14 protein-coding genes are annotated in these 17,402 nt (G+C 58.6%); 12 read left to right on the forward strand and 2 right to left on the reverse strand.

The annotated features are described in order from the left end of the window. Positions 1–156: 156 nt before the first annotated feature. From edd to ACP7B0_RS09885, 4 genes are all read left to right on the forward strand, one after another. Positions 157–1,983, forward strand: coding sequence for a phosphogluconate dehydratase (gene edd, locus ACP7B0_RS09870; protein WP_426141097.1), 1,827 nt, complete (start codon positions 157–159; stop codon positions 1,981–1,983). Further along, entirely contained in the window at positions 1,980–2,960 is a 981-nt protein-coding gene (locus tag ACP7B0_RS09875) for a glucokinase (RefSeq protein WP_426141098.1), read from the forward strand. Before edd ends, ACP7B0_RS09875 begins: the two co-directional genes overlap by 4 nt. A 157-nt stretch (positions 2,961–3,117) precedes the next feature. After that, positions 3,118–3,849, forward strand: a complete 732-nt coding sequence (locus ACP7B0_RS09880) for a response regulator (RefSeq protein ID WP_426141099.1) — start codon at positions 3,118–3,120, stop codon at positions 3,847–3,849. 60 nt (positions 3,850–3,909) lie between these two features. After that, positions 3,910–5,316 (forward strand): ATP-binding protein, encoded by a 1,407-nt coding sequence (locus ACP7B0_RS09885; RefSeq protein WP_426141546.1) that lies wholly within the window; start codon positions 3,910–3,912, stop codon positions 5,314–5,316. Positions 5,317–5,392: 76 nt separating this feature from the next. Here ACP7B0_RS09885 and ACP7B0_RS09890 read toward each other — a convergent pair whose 3' ends face one another. Continuing rightward, positions 5,393–6,697 (reverse strand): hypothetical protein, encoded by a 1,305-nt coding sequence (locus tag ACP7B0_RS09890; RefSeq protein WP_426141100.1) that lies wholly within the window; start codon positions 6,695–6,697, stop codon positions 5,393–5,395. A gap of 517 nt (positions 6,698–7,214) precedes the next feature. On the opposite strand from ACP7B0_RS09890, the gene ACP7B0_RS09895 reads away from it, so the two are divergent. The 6 genes from ACP7B0_RS09895 (at position 7,215) to ACP7B0_RS09920 (ending at position 14,087) form a co-directional block, all read left to right on the forward strand. Beyond that, entirely contained in the window at positions 7,215–8,507 is a 1,293-nt protein-coding gene (locus ACP7B0_RS09895) for an ABC transporter substrate-binding protein (protein ID WP_426141101.1), read from the forward strand. Between the two features lie 127 nt (positions 8,508–8,634). Further along, positions 8,635–9,543, forward strand: coding sequence for a carbohydrate ABC transporter permease (locus ACP7B0_RS09900; RefSeq protein ID WP_426141102.1), 909 nt, complete (start codon positions 8,635–8,637; stop codon positions 9,541–9,543). Beyond that, on the forward strand, positions 9,536–10,381 hold the full coding sequence (locus ACP7B0_RS09905) for a carbohydrate ABC transporter permease (RefSeq protein ID WP_426141103.1): 846 nt from the start codon (positions 9,536–9,538) through the stop codon (positions 10,379–10,381). The genes ACP7B0_RS09900 and ACP7B0_RS09905 overlap by 8 nt, the downstream gene beginning before the upstream one ends. Before the next feature lie 2 nt (positions 10,382–10,383). Beyond that, positions 10,384–11,544, forward strand: coding sequence for an ABC transporter ATP-binding protein (locus tag ACP7B0_RS09910; RefSeq protein ID WP_426141104.1), 1,161 nt, complete (start codon positions 10,384–10,386; stop codon positions 11,542–11,544). A gap of 119 nt (positions 11,545–11,663) precedes the next feature. After that, entirely contained in the window at positions 11,664–13,019 is a 1,356-nt protein-coding gene (locus ACP7B0_RS09915; RefSeq protein ID WP_426141105.1) for a carbohydrate porin, read from the forward strand. Positions 13,020–13,211: 192 nt separating this feature from the next. Continuing rightward, positions 13,212–14,087: a D-hexose-6-phosphate mutarotase gene (locus ACP7B0_RS09920; protein ID WP_426141106.1), complete on the forward strand. Its 876-nt coding sequence runs from the start codon at positions 13,212–13,214 to the stop codon at positions 14,085–14,087. 71 nt (positions 14,088–14,158) lie between these two features. Here the strand turns inward: ACP7B0_RS09920 and ACP7B0_RS09925 are convergent, their stop codons facing one another. Then, positions 14,159–15,025, reverse strand: a complete 867-nt coding sequence (locus ACP7B0_RS09925; RefSeq protein WP_426141108.1) for a MurR/RpiR family transcriptional regulator — start codon at positions 15,023–15,025, stop codon at positions 14,159–14,161. 205 nt (positions 15,026–15,230) lie between these two features. Between ACP7B0_RS09925 and zwf the strand changes: the two genes are divergently transcribed. Both zwf and pgl read left to right on the forward strand, forming a co-directional pair. Beyond that, positions 15,231–16,700 carry a glucose-6-phosphate dehydrogenase gene (gene zwf / locus ACP7B0_RS09930; RefSeq protein ID WP_426141109.1) on the forward strand — a complete coding sequence of 490 codons (1,470 nt, stop codon included), beginning with the start codon at positions 15,231–15,233 and terminating at the stop codon, positions 16,698–16,700. Continuing rightward, positions 16,687–17,400, forward strand: a complete 714-nt coding sequence (gene pgl, locus ACP7B0_RS09935; protein ID WP_426141110.1) for a 6-phosphogluconolactonase — start codon at positions 16,687–16,689, stop codon at positions 17,398–17,400. Before zwf ends, pgl begins: the two co-directional genes overlap by 14 nt. Positions 17,401–17,402 lie beyond the last annotated feature (2 nt).

Raw genomic sequence — 17,402 nt, forward strand, 5'->3', positions numbered from 1 at the left:
AGCCTTTTTAGTGGCAATATTTTGTTTTATCTACAAATAGAAGCCTGTAAGACCAGTTCAGTTGATCGAGATCATGCTTTTAGAGACAAGGCTTGGGCCTCGATCCCTGGAACAGTCTGAGCGGGTGACCACATACGTTAGTCTGGAGTTCATCACATGCATCCCCGCGTCCTTGAGGTAACCCAACGGCTGATCGCCCGCAGTCACGATACACGGCAGCGCTATCTGCAACTGATCCGAGGCGCTGCGAGCGAAGGCCCGGTACGTGGCAAGCTGCAATGCGCCAACTTTGCTCATGGCGTCGCAGCCTGCGGTCCTGAAGACAAAAACACCCTGCGCATGATGAACGCCGCTAACGTGGCCATCGTTTCTTCCTACAATGACATGCTCTCGGCGCATCAGCCCTATGAGCATTTCCCGAATCAGATCAAACAGGCTTTACGTGACATTGGTTCGGTCGGTCAATTCGCCGGTGGCGTGCCGGCGATGTGCGACGGTGTCACCCAGGGTGAGCCGGGCATGGAACTGGGCATCGCCAGCCGCGAAGTCATCGCCATGTCCACCGCCGTGGCGTTGTCCCACAACATGTTCGACGCCGCATTGATGCTGGGCATCTGCGACAAGATTGTGCCGGGCCTGATGATGGGGGCGCTGCGTTTTGGTCACTTGCCGATCCTGTTTATTCCCGGCGGACCGATGGTGTCGGGGATCTCCAACAAGCAGAAAGCCGACGTGCGGCAGCGTTATGCGGAAGGCAAGGCCACTCGCGAGGAGCTGCTGGATTCAGAAATGAAGTCTTATCACGGGCCGGGCACCTGCACCTTCTACGGCACCGCGAACACCAACCAGTTGCTGATGGAAGTCATGGGCCTGCATTTGCCGGGCGCTTCGTTCGTCAATCCGTACACGCCGCTGCGTGACGCGTTGACCGTCGAAGCATCGCACCAGATCACGCGCATGACCATGCAGAGCGGCAACTTCATGCCCTTGGGCGAGATCGTTGACGAGCGTTCGCTGGTCAACTCCATCGTGGCCTTGCACGCCACCGGTGGCTCTACCAACCACACCTTGCACATGCCGGCGATTGCCCAGGCAGCGGGCATTCAGTTGACCTGGCAGGACATGGCCGATCTTTCGGAAGTGGTGCCGACCCTGACCCACGTCTATCCGAACGGCAAGGCTGACATCAACCACTTCCAGGCGGCGGGCGGCATGTCGTTCCTGATCCGCCAACTGTTGGGCGCCGGTCTGCTGCACGAAGACGTCAACACGGTCGTGGGCCGTGGCCTGAGTCGTTACACCCAGGAACCTTTCCTGGAAGACGGCAAGCTGGTCTGGCGCGAAGGCCCGACCGAAAGTCTGGATGAAGACATCCTGCGTCCGATCACGCGGCCGTTCTCTCCCGAAGGCGGCCTGCGCGTGATGGAAGGCAATCTGGGGCGCGGTGTCATGAAAGTGTCCGCCGTGGCCCTTGAGCACCAGATCGTTCAGGCACCGGCCAAGGTCTTTCAGGATCAGCAGGACCTGGCTGATGCGTTCAAGGCGGGCGAGCTGGAATGTGATTTCGTCGCCGTGATGCGTTTCCAGGGGCCGCGCTCCAACGGCATGCCGGAACTGCACAAAATGACGCCGTTTCTGGGCGTGTTGCAGGACCGCGGTTTCAAAGTGGCGTTGGTTACTGATGGACGCATGTCTGGCGCATCGGGCAAGATCCCGGCGGCGATCCACGTTTGCCCGGAAGCCTTTGATGGTGGCCCTTTGGCACTTTTGCGTGATGGCGACATCGTGCGGGTGGACGGTGTAAAAGGGACGTTGCAAGTTCTGGTCGAACCGGCAGAATTGGCGGCCAGAGAACCGGCAATCGGTCAGCTCGACAATGGTGTCGGTTGCGGGCGTGAATTGTTCAGTTTCATGCGCATGGCCTTCAGCTCGGCAGAGAAGGGCGCCAGCGCCTTTACCTCGAGTCTGGAGACGCTTAAGTGAAGTTGGCCCTGGTCGGTGATATTGGCGGTACCAATGCACGTTTTGCCATTTGGGAAGATGAAAAGCTGCATTCCATCCGGGTATTCCCGACCATCGACTACGTCAGTCCCGAGAAGGCCATCGAAGTCTATCTTCAGGATCTCGAGCTGCAACGCGGCGATGTCGGTTTCGTATGCCTGGCCGTAGCCGGCCCGGTGGACGGGGACGAATTCCATTTCACCAACAGCCATTGGCGGTTGAGCAAGTCCGCGTTCTGCGCCAACCTGAAAGTGGATGAGTTGCTGCTGATCAACGACTTCACGGCCATGGCCCTGGGCATGACCTGCCTGAAAGATGACGAATACCTGACCGTTTGCCATGGCATCAGCGAGGCCGATCGGCCACGTGTGGTGGTCGGGCCGGGCACGGGCCTGGGTGTCGGCACGCTGCTCAGCGTCGGCGTCAATCGCTGGATGGCGCTGCCGGGCGAGGGCGGTCATGTCGACCTGCCGATCGGCAATGCCCGGGAAGCCTTGCTGTGGATGCGCTTGATGGCCGATCACGAGCACGTCAGCGCCGAAACCGTCCTCAGTGGTGCCGGTCTTTTGCTGCTGTATCAGGTCAGTTGCGCGCTGGACGATATCGAGCCGGTGCTCAAGTCACCCGCGGCGATTACCTCGGCGGCTGTGGCGGGCGATCCGGTAGCGGCTGCCGTGCTGGATCAGTTCTGCGTGTTTCTTGGCCGGGTGGCCGGGAACAACGTGCTGACCGTCGGCGGTCGGGGTGGCGTGTACATCGTCGGCGGCGTGGTGCCGCGTTTTATCGACTTTTTCATGAACAGCGGCTTCAGCCGTGCGTTTGCTGAAAAGGGCGTGATGAGCGATTACTTCAAAGGCGTGCCGGTGTGGCTGGTGACGGCCGAGTACCCCGGGTTGATGGGTGCAGGCGTGGCATTGCAACAGGCGTTTGGTGACATGCTGGAGGGTGAAGAAGTTTGAAACCCGTTGGCGCGAGGCTTGCCCGCGAAGCGATTGTTCAGGCTCTGGATAGGTTTTGAGTTCACCGGTTTTTTCGCGGGCAAGTCTCGCTCCAACGAGCTTCATATCCAAGTGTCACTCAAAACAATAACGATCCACTCCAGAAGGACCGCATAACGTGAGTTCAGTCAGTAAATCGATCCTGCTGGTCGATGATGACCAGGAGATTCGTGAATTGCTGCAAACCTACCTGAGTCGTTCCGGCTTTCAGGTGCGCACGGTCGGTGACGGCGCGGATTTCCGTCAGGCCTTCAACGACGAACCCAGTGACCTGCTGATTCTGGACGTCATGCTGCCCGATGAAGACGGCTTCAGCCTGTGTCGTTGGGTGCGTCAGCACAATCGTCAGCCCCACGTGCCAATCATCATGCTGACGGCCAGCTCCGACGAAGCCGACCGGGTCATTGGTCTGGAGCTGGGCGCGGATGATTATCTGGGCAAACCCTTCAGCCCCCGTGAGCTGCTGGCACGAATCAAGGCGTTGCTGCGGCGTGCGCAATTTGGTCAGGAACGTGTGGGCGGTGATGTGCTGGTGTTCGATGAATGGCGTCTGGACATGGTCAGCCACCGGCTGTTTCACAACGATGGCGAAGAAGTGATCCTGTCTGGTGCTGATTTCGTGCTGCTCAAGTTGTTCCTCGACAATCCCCAGCAGATTCTCGATCGCGACATGATTGGCAACGCCACCCGTGGTCGTGAGTTGATGCCTCTTGAGCGAATTGTCGATATGGCGGTCAGCCGTTTACGTCAGCGGCTGCGCGACACCGGCAAGTCGCCGAGGCTGATTCGTACCGTGCGTGGCAGCGGCTATTTACTGGCGGCCAATGTCCAGTCCGCTCATGGTCATTGACGCTTGATCAGGTCCAACATCCGGCGGCGTTTGCCATTGCCGCGTTCGTTGCTGGGGCGCATGTTGCTATTGACCCTGCTGGCGGTGCTGCTCGCCCAGACGCTGTCGAGTGTGATCTGGCTGTCGCAGTTGCGTGCCACACAGATGGAGGGGCTCATCAACAGCGCCCGTAGCCTGGCCCACTCCATGGCGGCCAGCGCCAGTTACTTCCGTTCGCTGCCCTTGGCCTATCGCCCGCTGGTGCTGGACCAACTGCGCAGCATGGGCGGTACCCGATTTGTCGTGACGCTCAATGACCGGCCCCTGGACATGGTCACGCTGGAGCTGACACCCCGCAAACAAGCGGTACTGGATGTGGTCGGGCAGGTCTTGCGCGAGCATTTGGGCAGCGGGCCGGATATTTCGGTCCGCTTCGTCCGGCCCGAAGACCTGCGGATCTTCAACAGTGGCCTGAAGCTCGATGAGCTGCCGCGCTCATGGGCGCATTACGCCCTGAGTCTTGAACCGGTGAACCCGCCGGTGCTGGTTACGCAAATCCAGATGGCACCGGGCGAGTGGCTGTATATCGCCTCATTGTTGCCTGAGCCTTACACCACGCTGGAAGAGCAGGAACTGCCGATCTCGCAAGTCTGGTTCATCGCCCTGACAAGCATGTTCCTGCTGCTGTTCATCGGTCTGCTGGTGCATTGGCAGAGCCGCCCGCTCAAGCGCCTGGCACGCACCGCCCGTGACATGTCGTTGGGTGCCGACGTGGAGCCGGTGATCGAAGGAGGCGGCAGCGAGGTGGTCGAAGTCAGCCGGGCGTTCAACGCTATGCGGACCCGGATCAGTCGTTACCTGACGGAACGTGGGCAGCTGTTTAGCGCTATTTCCCATGACTTGCGCACGCCCATCACGCGCCTGCGCCTGCGGGTCGAGTTGCTGGAAGATGAGACCCTGCAAACCAAGTTCGGTCGTGACCTGGACGAGCTCGAATTGCTCGTCAAAGGTGCACTGCAATGCGTGAAGGACACGGATATCCACGAGAACATTGTCGATGTGGACCTGAATCACGTCCTGGATGTGTTAGTCGAACCCTATCTGCTGCCCCAAGGCAATGGCGACGTGACCCAAGAGGGCAGGCCGCTGGCGCCTTACCCTGGCAAACCGCTCGCCCTCAAGCGCTGCATCGGTAACCTGATTGATAACGCGATCAAATACGGGCATAAGGCCCATTTGAAAATCGAAGACAACGCCAAGGCTTTCGTGCTGCACGTTGATGATGAAGGACCGGGTGTTCCGGAGCAGCGTCTGGAACAGGTATTTCAGCCGCATTTCCGCTTGGCAGGCAGTCAGCAGCAGGGTTATGGCCTGGGCCTGGGCATCGCCCGCAACATCGCCCACAGCCACGGTGGCGAAGTCAGCTTGCAAAACCTCCGTGAGGGCGGGCTGCGGGTGACGTTGTATTTGCCCAGGTCAGTGGAATGAGAGCGATCAGAGCGAGTGCGGCCTTACAAGCCCTATCTATATAGGGCATCCCCTGCCGCACTCTGGTTCTGCTCTTTCATTTTGTGCCGATAATGCGATAAATCTTGTTTGCACCAATGTTCTGAAGCGCGGAAGTTAAATAGCAGTCGCCTTCAGAGCTTTCAACCAGTGCATCCAGACTTCCGAAGTCTTCATAAATGCGCACACCTTTGTAGCCAAGATGTTCATCAACGTGGCCGTCGCGATTAACCCGGCCGAGGAATCCACGAGTGTACTGTCCTGGGCCTAGTTGGCGTCCGGCCACGACAACCCGGCCGGCACGGTCCAGCACTGCGGTGAACGTGCGTAGTGCAGCGTCTTCTGTTGTATTCGGTGCCAGACGGGCAACGATAGACGATGGATTGTTTCCGTTCTCGTCGAGCGTACACGCTTTCGTGAGACCCTTGCCTACGATAGTGTGAGCACCATTATGGCCGACACAGGCGATGTTGCCGTTTTTATGACTCAGCAAAAAATGCCAGCGTGTGTAGTCATAAGGCCCGAAATCAATGAAATGCCCATCTTCGGCGAACGTATTATCCAGCGATCCGTCACGATTGAATCGAGCAGTGAATCCGATGCCGTTCCGACGCGACCCCGGTGGAGGGTATACGCCGCTGATGACGAAGGCTTCGTCGTTCTGTACGACCATGGCATGCGCCACAAACGACGTACAACCCACAGGCTCCATAAGGCCGTTACCGTTGAAGCCTGGATCGATATCACCATTGCCGAGCAGCTTCAGTACGTAGGAACGGTAGGTGCCGGCGTCAATATCTTTTACGCTCATGAGTACGAAAAGCGTGCCGTCAGCCTGAACTGAAAGATCTCCAGACACCCGGTCGGGAAAACGGTTTGGGCTGGTGGCAATATCAATTGAATCCAGATGACGGTACAGTTTCCGCAATAGCGGTGGCAGCGATGCACCGCCGGGAAGAGGATAGAGGCGAACGCCGTCCTGGCCAAAGTCTGGATCACGCTGTCCGGTTGAGGTTAAACGCACAAGCGCGAGGCACGTCAGTCGTGTGTCATCTATCTCGGTAACCGTTTCAATGCGCAGGATATAACCGCCGTCCGGCAGTCGATCAATACTCTCAAGGCTGTAAGGTGTTTGATCAAGTTGTATCAATACGTAGCCGTTATCGCCAAACGTTGTGTCAAGTTCGTGGTCTGCCTTGAACTTGACGATCACGCAAGGCGAACAGCCCAGAATCATGTCGCCGTTGGCAAGTAGCAAGATGATATAGGGATCAAGGTTTGCGCCCTGATCTGGATCGGGCACGCTGATGGGGGGGAAGCCTGTATCAATATCTCCGGGCGCCGGAGCCTGTTTGCTGTTCATGATTCATTCCTTTGAGAGTAATACGCGGCACTCTTTGACGGGCCACGGTTTAAAGGTTAGTTGCTGAGAAAAAAAACAAAGCGCCGACGTTAGCCTGTTTAGCGATTGTTTAGTGGGCTTGTAACATCAATCGCACTATAAGCTCAGACCATGGTCTTGGTTGGATCGGTTTAAGCACGTCATTGAGCCGTTTGCAACCCGGCGTCAGTCTCGGCGTCGTCGCAAATGTGCAAGAGCTGCTTTTTTGTCAAAGGGGGCGGTAGTGCTCCGGTTATTCTCGAGAGCAGATAAGGATTTCAGTCAGCCCGGATTTTGCCGACAGAACGGGTTTCGTTTTCTCCCCCTTCATTCCTCTGAAAAGCCCGTTCCAGAGCCATTTTTTCCGGTACGCTGGGAATGTAACCATCCTGTGACCATCGCGCATCCCTTCGTTACTGTTCTTTCAAAACCCTTGGTTAGACTCCATGCAGCGCAAGCACAGACTTGCTCATGCATAACAACAAGAAAGGTTAAATCGATGAATTCAATTTCCCGTCTCGCTACCCTCATTTCTCTCGCCTCGTTGTTCCCGCTGAGCGCCCTTGCCGCCGATTCCAAAGGCACTGTCGAAGTGGTCCATTGGTGGACGTCCGGTGGCGAAAAAGCCGCTGTCGATGTCCTCAAGGCTCAGGTCGAAAAAGACGGCTTCATCTGGAAAGACGGCGCTGTGGCCGGTGGTGGCGGTTCAACTGCCATGACCGTGCTCAAAAGTCGCGCTGTCGCCGGCAACCCGCCTGGCGTTGCCCAGATCAAAGGTCCGGATATCCAGGAATGGGCATCCACTGGCCTGCTCGATACGGACGTGCTCAAAGAAGTGTCCGAGTCGGAAAAGTGGGACAGTCTGTTAGACAAGAAAGTGTCCGACACCGTGAAGTATGAAGGTGATTACGTAGCTGTCCCGGTGAACATTCACCGGGTCAACTGGCTGTGGATCAACCCGGAAGTGTTCAAGAAAGCCGGGATCACCAAGAATCCGACCACCCTCGCAGAGTTCTACGCAGCCGGTGACAAGCTCAAGGCTGCGGGCTTCATCCCTCTGGCCCATGGCGGTCAACCTTGGCAGGACAGCACCGTTTTCGAAGCCGTCGTGCTTTCGGTAATGGGTGCCGACGGTTACAAGAAAGCCTTGGTAGACCTGGATGAAAAAGCGCTGACCGGTCCGGAAATGGTCAAGTCGCTGACCGAACTGCAAAAGGTCGTCACTTACATGGATGCCGACGGTAAAGGCCAGGACTGGAACCTGGAAGCCGCCAAGGTCATCAATGGCAAGGCGGGCATGCAGATCATGGGCGACTGGGCCAAGAGCGAGTGGACGGCGGCCAAGAAAGTCGCGGGCAAAGACTACGAGTGCGTAGCGTTCCCCGGCACCGAAAAAGCCTTTACCTACAACATCGACTCGTTGGCAGTGTTCAAGCAGAGCAAGGACAAGGAAAGCACGGCTGCCGCGCAGCAGGACATCGCCAAAGTGGTGCTCGGGGAAAACTTCCAGAAAGTCTTCAGCATCAACAAGGGCTCGATCCCGGTTCGCAACGACATGCTGAACAACATGGATAAGTTGGGCTTCGACTCTTGCGCACAGACCGCCGCCAAGGACTTCCTGGCTGACGCCAAGACTGGCGGGCTGCAACCAAGCATGGCCCACAACATGGCGACCTCGCTGGCCGTGCAAGGCGCGTTCTTTGATGTCATCACCAACTTCATCAACGACCCAAAAGCTGATCCGGCCAAAACCGCCAAGCAGTTGTGGGCGTCGGTGAAAGCTGCGAAGTAATCGTTTCGCGCCCTTGTAGATCACAGGGCGCAGTTAAACCCGGCCGCAGTTCGTGCTGATGAAACCGTCTCATCCGGTTTCACGCACGGCTGTGGTCTGGATCAACGGGTTCAGGTGGATGCTTCCCATGAGTTCTACTGCTGTGTTCAGCAAAGCCTCGCCGTTCGATGCGTTGCAGCGTTGGCTTCCAAAACTGGTGCTGGCGCCAAGCATGTTCATCGTGTTGGTGGGCTTCTACGGCTATATCTTGTGGACGTTTGTACTTTCGTTCACCACTTCGACCTTTCTGCCTTCCTACAAGTGGGCCGGACTGGCGCAATACCAGCGCCTGTTCGATAACGATCGGTGGTGGGTCGCAAGCAAAAACCTCGCGGTGTTCGGTGGCATGTTCATTGGCATCAGCCTGGTGGTTGGCGTCGTACTGGCGGTTTTCCTGGACCAGCGCATCCGTCGCGAGGGGTTTATCCGCACCATTTATCTCTACCCGATGGCGCTCTCGATGATCGTCACCGGTACTGCCTGGAAATGGCTGCTCAACCCCGGCATGGGACTGGACAAACTGCTGCGGGACTGGGGCTGGGAAGGCTTTCGTCTGGACTGGCTGATCGACCCTGATCGCGTGGTCTATTGCCTGGTGATCGCTGCGGTCTGGCAAGCATCGGGCTTCATCATGGCGATGTTCCTGGCCGGCCTTCGCGGGGTCGATCAGTCGATCATCCGCGCCGCGCAGATCGACGGGGCAAGCCTGCCGACCATCTACCTCAAGGTTGTTTTGCCAAGCCTGCGTCCGGTGTTTTTCAGCGCCGTGATGATCCTTGCGCACATTGCCATCAAGAGCTTTGACCTGGTCGCGGCGATGACGGCGGGTGGCCCCGGCTACTCCTCGGATTTGCCGGCCATGTTCATGTACTCGTTCACTTTCAGTCGCGGCCAGATGGGCATGGGCTCGGCCAGTGCAATCCTGATGCTCGGGGCGATCCTCGCCATCGTCGTGCCTTATCTGTATTCCGAGCTGAGGAACAAGCGTCATGAGTAACCAGATCGGGACACCTTCCTTGAATATCAGCCGGATCGCGATTCACGCGGTGCTGATCCTGGCTTGCCTGCTGTACCTGGTGCCATTGGTGGTCATGCTGCTCACCAGCTTCAAGACCCCGGAAGATATCAGCACCGGCAACCTGTTGAGCTGGCCGACCGTGGTCAGCTCCATTGGCTGGATCAAAGCCTGGGCGACGGTAGACGGCTACTTCTGGAATTCGATCAAGATCACGGTTCCGGCCGTATTGATCTCCACTGCCATCGGCGCGCTCAACGGTTATGTGCTGTCGTTCTGGCGGTTTCGCGGTTCGCAACTTTTCTTCGGCCTGCTGCTGTTCGGCTGCTTCCTGCCGTTCCAGACCGTTCTGCTGCCAGCGTCCTTTACGCTGGGCAAGATGGGGCTGGCGAGCACGACCACCGGGCTGGTGTTTGTGCACGTGGTTTACGGTCTGGCGTTCACCACGCTGTTCTTCCGTAACTACTACGTGAGCATTCCGGATGCGCTGGTCAAAGCCGCACGCCTGGACGGTGCCGGGTTCTTCACCATCTTCACGAAGATCATCCTGCCAATGTCGACGCCGATCATCATGGTTTGCCTGATCTGGCAGTCCACGCAGATCTGGAACGACTTTTTGTTCGGGGTGGTGTTCTCCAGCGGTGACTCGCAACCGATCACCGTAGCCCTGAATAACCTGGTCAATACCAGTACGGGCGCCAAGGAATATAACGTTGATATGGCGGCGGCGATGATTGCCGGTCTGCCGACACTGCTGGTCTACATCGTGGCAGGCAAGTATTTCGTGCGCGGTCTTACAGCCGGCGCGGTTAAGGGGTAATCATGGCAACGCTCGAACTACGCAATGTAAACAAGACTTACGGCGTTGGCCTTCCGGATACGCTGAAGAACATCGAACTGCAGATCAAGGACGGCGAGTTTTTGATTCTGGTCGGGCCTTCCGGGTGCGGTAAATCCACCCTGATGAACTGCATCGCGGGCCTGGAGAACATCAGCAACGGCTCGATCCTGATCGACGACGCCGATGTCAGCGGCATGAGCCCCAAGGACCGGGACATCGCCATGGTGTTTCAGTCCTACGCGCTGTACCCGACCATGACCGTGCGCCAGAACATCGAGTTCGGCCTGAAAATCCGCAAGATGAGCGCTGCCGCCATCGATGAGGAAGTCACGCGGGTTGCCAAGCTGTTGCAGATCGAACACCTGCTCAATCGCAAGCCTGGCCAGTTGTCCGGTGGCCAGCAGCAACGTGTGGCCATGGGCCGCGCGCTGGCGCGGCGGCCGAAGATCTACCTGTTCGACGAGCCGCTGTCCAACCTGGACGCCAAGCTGCGGGTCGAGATGCGCACCGAAATGAAACTGATGCACCAGCGGTTGAAAACCACCACGGTTTACGTGACCCATGATCAGATCGAAGCGATGACCCTGGGTGACAAAGTGGCAGTCATGAAGGACGGGATCATCCAGCAGTTCGGCACGCCTAAACAGATCTATAACGATCCGGCCAACCTGTTCGTGGCCAGTTTTATCGGTTCGCCGCCGATGAACTTCATTCCCCTGCGCCTGCAACGCAAGGAAGGTCGCCTCTACGCGCTGCTCGACAGCGGTCAGGCCCGTTGCGAACTGCCCATGGGCATGTCGGAGGCCGGGCTTGAAGATCGCGACGTCATTCTGGGCATGCGCCCCGAGCAGATCGTGCTGGCACCGGCTGAACCCAACGGCCTGCCGACCATTCGCGCGGAAGTGCAGGTCACCGAGCCCACCGGCCCGGACACGCTGGTATTCGTCAACCTGAACCAGAGCAAGGTCTGCTGCCGTCTGGCCCCGGATGTTGCGCCACAGGTGGGTGAAAGCCTGACCCTGCAGTTCGATCCGGCCAAAGTCATGCTGTTCGATGCCGCGACCGGTGAGCGTCTTGGCGCGCTGGCCCAGCCTCAGCCTGCCGAACGTGTCGGCAATGTCACGCAGATCAACCGCAACTGAAACCGAGCACCGCTGGTTGAGCGACCGCTGCCGTAAGCCGGTCGCGCACCCTGCGAACACCCAGCAACCGATGTCGATGCCGTTAAAAAGCCAATAACAATAAAACGAGGATTTAAGGGATGAAGAAGCTACGCAACAAATCGCTTAACCAGTTCCAGCTTGTCGGTGGTTTGTCTGTTTTGAGTGCGCTGGCGTTTTCGGGAACAGCCAGTGCCCTTGAACCGTTCGACGCCAACGCCCACATGACCGGCGATTGGGGCGGCTTGCGTCAGGAACTGTATGACAAGGGCTACGACTTCTCGCTTGAGTACGTGGGAGAAATGGGCGCCAACGTGCATGGCGGCTACAACGATGACAAGACGGCCCGCTACAGCGATCAATTCGCCCTTGGCGTGCAGATGGATCTGGAAAAAGTCCTGGGCTGGAAAGACGCCGAGTTCAAGCTGGCGATTACCGAGCGAAGCGGCAACAACATCTCCAATGATCGAATTGGCGACCCTCGCGTGGGCACGCTCAGTTCATCCCAGGAAGTCTGGGGCCGTGGCCAGACCTGGCGTTTGACCCAAATGTGGGTCAAGCAGACTTATCTGGACGGCAAGCTCGATATCAAGGCCGGTCGTATGGGTGAGGGCGAGGATTTCGGCAGCTTCCCTTGCGACTTCCAGAACTTGACCTTCTGCGGTACCCAGGCCGCCAACTACGTGAACACCTGGTACAACTGGCCGGTGAGCCAATGGGCGTTGCGCGTGAAGTACCACATCACGCCTGAGGTTTTCGCCCAGATCGGCGTCTACGAACAGAACCCTTCGTATCTGGAAACCGGCAATGGCTTCAAGCTGAGCGGCAGCGGCGCCAAGGGCACCCTGGTGCCGGTAGAAGTCGTCTGGTCGCCAACGGTCAATTCGATGCCGGGTGAATACCGTCTGGGTTACTACTTCAGCAGCCCGAGCGCCGACGATGTTTACGAGGATCGCAACGGACAGCCACAGGGCATCACCGGCGGCGAGTTCAAGACCCGTAACGAAAAGACTGGCTGGTGGGTCGTGGCGCAGCAGAAAGTCATGTCCTTCGGCGGCGATCCGTCCCGGGGCCTGAGTCTGTTCGCCAACGCGACCGTGCATGACAAGGACACCAACTTTGTCGACAACTTCCTGCAGGTGGGCATGGTCTTCAAAGGTCCGTTCGCGGCCCGTCCGAAGGATGACATCGGCATCGGTATTTCGCGCATTCACGTCAACGAAGACGTTCAGGATCGCGCTCGCCAGATCAACGCCCAGAATGGCATCGACGACTACGACAATCCGGGTTATCTGCCGATCCAGAAAAGTGAATACAACTCTGAAATCTACTACGGTGTGCACGTCACCGACTGGCTGACCGTCCGTCCCAACCTGCAATACATCAAGTCCCCGGGCGGTGTGGATGAGGTGGATAACGCGCTGGTGGCCGGTATCAAGCTACAGACCAAGTTCTGATTATCGATCAAGGGTCGTGATGTTTTTCGGGCAGCCTGGCTGCCCGTTTTTTTGGGGCGATTGTCGTATGCCCGTGTGACCGGCTTTAGGCGGGAAGGGGTCGGTAGATCCGCTGGATTTATCGCGTCAGGAATGCAGTCTTCCCGGCTGAAGCCGGTCCCACGGTCTTTTTTATCTACCAACAGGACAGCAATGACCATCAAGGAAGCAGGGGTGCTGGAGCATCCGTTGCAACGATTTTTCAAGTCCAGACGCGCCAGACCAACGTTCGAGTGGGAGCGTTATCAGCTCCGCGATGTCCTGATCATTGATCACCCGCAATGCCAGGCAGCCTTCAGCCGTCAGGGCGGTCAACTGCTGCATTTTCAGCCCAAGGGCCAAAAACCCTGGTTGTGGTGCGCTTCCCAGTGGCCGCAGGTGGGCGCGATTCGTGGCGGTGTTCCGGTTTGCTGGCCGTGGTATGGCCGTCACCCCAGTGAAGGCGTATGGCCTGCGCATGGCTGGGCGCGTCTGCTGGACTGGAAGCTGATAGACAGCGGCGAAAGCGAGGAGGGCGTGAACCTGCATTGGCGTCTGCAACTGTGGGACTGGCAAGTCGACCTGCACGCCGAACTGGGGCAGGGCATGGAATTGCGTTTGACCACACGCCATCAGGACAGCGAACCGTGTCAGTTCAGTCATGCGTTGCACGCCTATTGGCGGATCAGTGATGTGCAGGAGGTGGCGCTGGAGGGCCTTGAGGGCGCCCAAGGCTGGGATCAGCTCAGTCGACAGGCGTGTCAGCAGGAAGGCGAATTGCGCGTCGCGGGGGGATGTCAGCGGGTGTTTGACCATACCGGGCCCTTGCAGCTTCAGGATCAAGCCTGGCAACGGCGGCTGAGGATTGATACGGGCGACAGCACCAACACCGTGGTCTGGCACCCCGGCAACCGGCCATTGATGGGCGTGGCGGGTAGTGAAACGGGCGGCTTCGTCTGCGTCGAGGCCGCATCAGGCGGTAGCGACAGCCTGAGTCTGGCACCGGGCGAGCGTGCGGAGTTGAGTTTGCAGGCGTATTTGGTGCATTGATTCAATACCTGAACCTGTTGGAGCGAGCGGGCAAGTCGGAACGCCGCCCGCTCGCTCCAACGAGCCCGTGCTCAACCCTGATCCTCAATCGGATACCGGCTGTCATTGAGGCTTTCCTTGATTTTGCGCAGGTGCGGCTGGAAGTCGACACCTCGGCGCAGGGTCATCCCGGTGGCGAGCACGTCGAGCACGGTGAGCTGAATGATCCGCGAGGTCATCGGCATGTAGATGTCGGTGTCTTCAGGCAGCGGAATGTTCAGGCTCACGGTGCTGGCTTTGGCCAGGGGCGAACCCGCGGCCGTCAGGCCCAGGACCGACGCCCCGTTGGCCCGGGCGATGCGCGCCACTTCGACCAGTTCGCGGGTGCGGCCTGTGTAGGAAATGATCACGAACAGTTCGCCGGTGTGCGCCACCGAGGCAATCATGCGCTGCATCAGCACGTCGGCATGGGCCGTCACCGCCAGGTTGAAGCGAAAGAACTTGTGCTGAGCATCCAGCGCCACGGGCGCGGAGGCACCGAGGCCAAAGAAGTGGATTTGTCGGGCCTGAATCAGCATGTCCACGGCCTTGCTGATCAAGGCCGGGTCAAGCTGCTGGCAAGCGCTGTCCAGGGACGCGATGGCGCTGCCGAAGATTTTCTGGGTGTACGCCTCCGGATTGTCATCGGCCTCGACGGCGCGGCTCACGTAAGCGGCGCCGCTGGCCAGGCTCTGGGCAAGCTGCAACTTGAGTTCCGGATAGCCACTGACGCTGAACGAGCGGCAGAAGCGATTGACCGTCGGCTCGCTGACCTGCGCGGCCTGAGCCAGCGCAGCAATGCTGAAACGGGTCGCCTGCTGCGGATTGAGCAGGATCGCCTCAGCGACCTTGCGCTCAGCCTTGTTCAGCTCTTCGAGTCGGCCCTGAATCTGTTCCAGGAGGTTTCTTGTACGGTCCATTCAAAGTCCTTGTCGCAGCAGTTTGCCCAAGTTTGCCCCCGCCTCTTTAGCCTGTAGCAAAGGTGGCCTATCGTACTGAGGGCCTGTGTTGATCACCACTGGAATATGATTACGGATAGAATGTTGTGGTTATTACTACATTTGGCCTTGAGTAACGCCTTTAAAAAAGGTATTTGTAGCCTAACTTGATAAAAGAACCAACATTATGCTCTCGATAACGGTTGAACCGTGCACTTTTGCCTTGTTTGGCGCCTTGGGCGACCTGGCGGTGCGCAAGCTGTTCCCGGCCCTCTATCAGCTCGACCGCGCCGGGTTGCTGCATGCCGACACGCGAATCCTGGCGTTGGCGCGCGAAGCGGGCCACGATCAGCAGCATCTGGCATACATCGATAAATCCCTGCGGCGCTTCGTTCCCCCGGCCGAGCTTGAGCCCGAGAACGTGGAGCGTTTTCAGGCACGCCTGAGTTACCTGCACGTGGACTTCCTCAAGGCTGAGGATTATGTGGCGCTGGCCGAACGGGTCGCCGATGCCGAAACCCTGATCGCTTACTTTGCCACGCCGGCGTCGGTATACGGCGCCATCTGCGAGAACCTCGCATCGGTGAATCTTACCGAGCGCACCCGCGCCGTTCTGGAAAAACCCATCGGTCACGACCTGGCGTCGTCGCGTCGGGTCAACGATGCCGTGGCACAGTTTCTTCCGGAAAGCCGCGTTTACCGCATCGACCACTACCTGGGTAAAGACACCGTCCAGAACCTGATCGCCCTGCGGTTTGCCAACAGCCTGTTCGAAACCCAGTGGAACCAGAACCATATTTCCCACGTGGAAATCACCGTGGCGGAGAAGGTCGGCATCGAAGGTCGCTGGGGCTATTTCGACCAGGCCGGGCAACTGCGCGACATGATCCAGAATCACCTGTTGCAGTTGCTGTGCCTGATCGCCATGGACCCGCCCAGCGATCTGTCCGCTGACAGCATTCGTGACGAGAAGGTCAAGGTGCTCAAGGCGCTGGCACCGTTCACGCCGGAACGCCTGGCGACCCAGGTTGTGCGCGGCCAGTACATCGCAGGCTACAGCGAAGGCAAACCGGTGCCCGGTTACCTGGAGGAAGAAAACTCCAATACCCAGAGCGACACCGAAACCTTCGTCGCCCTGCGTGCCGATATTCGCAACTGGCGCTGGTCCGGCGTGCCGTTCTACCTGCGCACCGGCAAGCGCATGCCGCAAAAGCTGTCGCAGATCGTGATCCATTTCAAAGAGCCGCCGCACTACATCTTTGCCCCCGAGCAGCGCATGCAGATCAGCAACCGCCTGATCATTCGCCTGCAGCCGGACGAAGGCATTTCCTTGCAAGTGATGACCAAGGACCAAGGCCTGGACAAAGGCATGCAGTTGCGCAGCGGCCCGCTACAACTGAATTTTTCCGACACCTACCGCAGTGCGCGCGTCCCGGACGCGTATGAGCGGTTGTTGCTGGAAGTGATGCGCGGCAATCAGAACCTGTTTGTTCGCAAAGATGAAATTGAGTACGCATGGCAATGGTGCGATCAGCTGATCGCTGGCTGGAAAAAGGCGGGCGACATGCCCAAGCCTTATTCCGCCGGATCCTGGGGGCCGATGAGCTCCATTGCACTGATTACTCGTGACGGGAGATCGTGGTATGGCGATATGTGAACTTGAACTGCCAGCGGGCCTTGTCGCGCGCGAGTTCGACAACCCGGCGCTGCTGGCCCAAGCGTTGGCAGCCCATGTGGCCGGGCAACTCAAGACGGCTATCAGCGACAACGGCATTGCGACGCTGGTGGTTTCCGGCGGCCGCAGCCCGGTGGCTTTTTTTCAGAGTCTGGCCGAGCAACCGCTGGATTGGTCCAACGTGGTGGTCAGCCTGGCTGATGAACGCTGGGTGCCGGTGGAGCACGCCGACAGCAACGCGGGCCTGTTGCAGCGTTACCTGCTGCAAGGGCCGGCGGCCCAGGCGAAGTTCCTGGGTTTGTACAGCGTTGCGCCCAGCGTTGAAGAGGCGGCCGAAGCCGCCGATCAGGCCCTGGCCGAACTGCCGCCCATCGACGTACTGATTCTGGGCATGGGCGATGACGGGCACACCGCGTCGTTGTTCCCCAACAGCCCGAACCTGACCGAGGCGCTGAGCCTTGAAGGCGATCGTCGCTGTCTGCCGATGCTGGCGCCCACTGTGCCGCATCAGCGCCTGACCATGACCCGCCGTTTGCTGGCATCGGCGCGTCTGCCGATCCTGTCGGTTTCCGGTCAGGCCAAACTTGACACCCTGCGTGCGGCGCTGGCCGGTGATGACCTCACCGAAATGCCGGTTCGCGCCTTCCTCAACTCTTCCCTTGAGATTTACTGGTGCCCATAAGC

It is taken from the genome of Pseudomonas sp. DWP3-1-2 (genome assembly GCF_049896285.1).
Classification (GTDB): domain Bacteria; phylum Pseudomonadota; class Gammaproteobacteria; order Pseudomonadales; family Pseudomonadaceae; genus Aquipseudomonas.